At 47.8% G+C, this 1,613-nt stretch carries 1 pseudogene; it reads right to left on the bottom strand.

What is annotated here, in order from left to right:
• Window positions 1–68: 68 nt before the first annotated feature.
• Window positions 69–1,450, bottom strand: a pseudogene (locus ACFPOH_RS07385) (IS1380-like element ISGsp2 family transposase).
• Between the last annotated feature and the right edge of the window lie 163 nt (window positions 1,451–1,613).

Below are 1,613 nucleotides of genomic sequence, written 5' to 3'. Positions count from 1 at the left end.
CAAACCAAAAAAGAGACAAAAAAAGTACAGGGGGGAGTGATGGATATGAGTACCCGAACATCTGTTTGTTATCTTGCCTCTTTCCATTTTTGATACACATTCAGTAGGAGTATACTGTACCCACTCCTTCGCGTCAGTTTCATCCAGATCTGTCGTGATCGGCGGACGAGTCGACCTGCCATCGTGATCACCGTCTGAATAATCGTCTTGATGCGACGGCGTTTCACTTTGTGGTGCAACGGATGTCTCGGATCGCTTAATAGATCTTGTCCAATCAGACGAAGAAGATTGTAAACGAAGGCTCCCATGACCAACACGAGCGCATTCGTTTTCATCTTCCCAGATGGAAGCCGCTCTAAATCTAAGTCGCTCTTCAGTTCGCTATGAAACTGTTCGCATGTCGCATGGTCATGATACAACGCGAGCACATCGCTCATTCGAACATGCTCGTATCCTTTGAGCCGCACCCAATAGCTTTCCACTTCATAATCAGGAACGAGCATCAGCTGTCCATTGCGTTCCATCGTCCGTTCCGTCACTTGGGTGACTTGAACGTACGTATACGTGTTTCCATCGATCGCTGCCTTCTGTGGAAGGCATAGCTCATAGGTTTGTACTCCTTCGCTTTGTCCATCATCGACGCGTCTGCCCTTTTGCGAAGCGATCTGGAACCAAAGCGCTTTCGATTCTCGGCGTAAGTTTCGCTTGATGACAAAGTCCACGTCTTCCTTTAGGCATACGTGCACATTCGCTTCTGCATCGTTTCCTGCATCCATGCGAACAAGCAGACGAGATGAAGTCAGTTGACGAGCTCGACGGATAGCGGTGACTAAAAACGAGGGCATGTTGTCTTGCACATGTTGTTTCCCTGGACGCAACTCGGCATGAACGAGATACCCTTCCTTCCCTGCATACGCAAACAACGGTGTAAAACCGTCAAATCCTTTATACGTTCGACTGACTCCTTCTTTTTTCGTATCGGANTATCGGAGTTGTCAAATGGGGAACCATCTATATCAAGGGGAAGCCATGTCGTCTTTCCTTTGGTCCAACAAGGGGACAAAGTGGCATGTCGTTGAATCAACAGACGTATGGACTCCTCCCAAAGAATCGTTTCGGTCATCGGAAGACAAGCGAGCTGATCGAGTCGTTGTCGCAAGGTTGGAGAGGAAGGCACGTGCTGAATCCCCATCGATGCCGAAAAGATATCGTCCTGACGATACGCTTCGATATGATCGAAATCCGTTTTTCCTGTGGCAAGCAAGCCAATCATCGAGCGAATGACATCGCTATGGGAAATGTGCACTTCTCGACGAACCGTTGGAAGCCGAAGTGCGTTTACCCGTTTATCCAGTTTCGTTCGATGGAGTAAGTAGCCAACGAGAGCAAGCCCAGCACTTGGGGTAATCGCTTCATCTGTCAATACAAACCGAATCGGGAAATCTTTCATCATATCACCTACTTGATGAAGAATCGTCAACGTCGTTTTCCCTTATCGTATCAACGGTTTGCGACCATTGTAAAGATGTTTTGTCACGGATTCAGGTGTCAAATTGTTGCTCCAGGCTTCTGATCACATTGCAAGCGGGAATTTTGATTTTCAAGTCTCGGGG

It is taken from the genome of Ureibacillus suwonensis (assembly GCF_042655065.1).
GTDB classification, from domain to species: Bacteria; Bacillota; Bacilli; order Bacillales_A; family Planococcaceae; genus Ureibacillus; species Ureibacillus suwonensis.
The sequence above is the reverse complement of the archived record's forward strand: the minus strand, read 5'-3'. Positions and strand labels throughout refer to the sequence as shown.